Raw genomic sequence first — 1,787 nt, 5'->3', positions numbered from 1 at the left:
AATTATTATGATAATAATACAGTATTATATGTCCAGAATTCCACTTTTAACAATAATTATGCTAATTATACTGCTGCAATTTTTACTAATGGATTTAATTTAACTGTTATTAATTCTAATTTCCTGAATAACAATGCATTCGATGGTGAAGTTGGTGCTATCTATATGGATCACTGGGATGCCAATTCCACTGCATTAATTAAAAATTCCAACTTTATTAACAATACTGCCTACTACAGTGTGGGTGCACTATATCTAGTTGCTCATAATGCTTCTGTTATTAATTCCACATTCTCAAATAACAGTGCTTTAGATGGAGATAGAGGTGCTTTCTATTATGATAATGGAAATGATGATTCTATTCTACTTATAAAAGACTGCATATTCAATAACAATTATGCTAGATGGAGTAATGGAGCAGGATATGTTTATGGTAATAATATAATTGTGGTTAACTCTAGTTTCATAAATAACCTTGCAGATGAGGGTGAAGTTGGTGCTGTTTACTTTGATCTGGGCAATGAAAACTCCAACTTAACAATCAACGATTCAGTTTTCATTAACAATTCTGCTAATAGTCGTGGTGCTGCTTCTATTTACGGTAACAATGTTAATATCACTAACACTAGCTTTATTAATAACACTGCAGATGATGGTGAAGGTGGAGCATTATTTGTAGAATATAGTTATGATAATGCTACTTTAAATATTATTGATTCTGTTTTTATGAATAATACGGCTGCTTATAGCCGTGGTGCATTATACATTTACTTCCCTAATGTAATTATCAGTAATACTAGTTTCATAAATAATAATGCAATAGATGGTGACGCTGGTGCTCTTTATTATGATTATTATAATGATGATTCTAATTTAACAATTATTGATTCCATTTTTATGAATAATTCTGCTAAATATTCTGGTGCTGTTGATATTTGGGGTATTAATGCATATATAATTAATTCTAGTTTCCTTAACAACACAGCTTTTGAAGGTGATGGCGGTGCAATTCGGTATGGATATACTGATGATGGAGCAATATTTAGTATTACTAATTCAACTTTCCGCGATAATTATGCTTATCATACTGGTGGAGCATTATATTTATGGGCTTATGATGTTCATATAAACAACAGTGAATTCTCTAACAACACTGCTTTTAATGATAGTGGTGATGGTGCTGGAGCTATTTATCTACACGTAGAAAATAATTCAATCATATCTAACTCTAATTTCACAAACAACACAGCTATAGCAAATAGTGCTGGTGCAATATACATTGATAATACTGGCTCAATAAACATCCAAGATTCTAATTTCACAAACAATTCTGCTCTTAACTATGGTGGAGCCATTTACAACACAGTGGATAATTTAATTGTTAACAATTCTAATTTCATAAGTAACACTGCTTCAACAGCTGGTGGAATATACACAAGTGGAGAATACACAACTATCATCCAATCAAATTTCACTTTAAACGACCAACCCATCTACTTTGATGGAAACAATGGAGTATTGTACAGATCCAATGTTTTTAACAATGATTTACCTATCATAATTAATAATAGTATTTCTAACACCAACATCTCCTACAGCCGTATATTTAACAATACCAATAAAAAAGAAAGTGATATAAACAATACTACCTCAAGTACTTTTGATTTAGAGGATAATGGTGATGATTCAGTCCTTGATTATAATTGGTGGGGAGATAACACTCCAAGCATAATGGCAAATGGTACTCCATTTACTCCTGATAAATACTTTGTTGTGGGAATTACCAA

At 31.4% G+C, this 1,787-nt stretch carries 1 pseudogene; it reads left to right on the top strand.

The features are described 5' to 3' along the window. Window positions 1–1,787, top strand: a pseudogene (locus MBFIL_RS10795) (hypothetical protein); the annotation flags it as partial.

Source organism: Methanobrevibacter filiformis (assembly GCF_001639265.1).
In the GTDB taxonomy this organism is placed as follows: Archaea; Methanobacteriota; Methanobacteria; order Methanobacteriales; family Methanobacteriaceae; genus Methanacia; species Methanacia filiformis.
Note: the sequence above shows the minus strand (reverse complement) of the source record. Positions and strands in the feature narration are given on the sequence as shown.